This is a genomic window from Micromonospora sp. ABR4_055, assembly GCF_056160425.1.
Window position 1 is genome coordinate 1 of record NZ_JBSWXD010000355.1, and the last position, 478, is coordinate 478.

Here is a 478-nt window from a genome sequence, read left to right on the forward strand (position 1 = left end):
GCGCGCAGCTGGCCGCCGCCGTCGACCGGGCCCGGAGACCGGACGACCCGGGCCGGGTCCGACGCGGGCCGGCATCGCCGCAGCCAACGCCGGTCACCCGGGGTAAGCGGCGCACGGCCGAGCTGCTCCGGGTCCGTCAACTGCGGGTCTGCGAGCCGGCCAGCGGCGTCGCGGAGGCCGTCGCGGTGCTCGGCACCACCGAGCGCAGCTGGGCGCTCGCCTTCCGGCTGGAGCGCCGGCCCACCGGCTGGTTGACCGTCACAGTCGACGTCGTGTGACCGGGCACACTCGCCGGGGATCAGGCCCCGGGAGCGCCGTGGCAGCGCTTGTACTTCTTGCCGGACCCGCACGGGCAGGGCGCGTTGCGCGACGGCCCGTTGCTGCTGACGGCCTGGCCGGGCGTGGCTCGACGGCCAGCCGCCGCCGGCACCGGCGGACCGGCCGCCGGTCGGCTGGCGGCGGGTGGACGGCCCTGGCC

Annotated in this window: 2 protein-coding genes; one reads left to right on the forward strand and one right to left on the reverse strand. The window is 78.7% G+C overall.

The genetic code is table 11. The features are described from left to right. Positions 1-278: Rv3235 family protein (locus ACXAHD_RS32365; protein ID WP_475055218.1), on the forward strand; the 278-nt coding region annotated here is incomplete at its 5' end. A gap of 20 nt (positions 279-298) precedes the next feature. Here ACXAHD_RS32365 and ACXAHD_RS32370 read toward each other — a convergent pair. Further along, positions 299-478, reverse strand: a 180-nt coding sequence (locus ACXAHD_RS32370; protein ID WP_475055219.1) for an SEC-C metal-binding domain-containing protein, incomplete at its 5' end; no start/stop codon positions are given.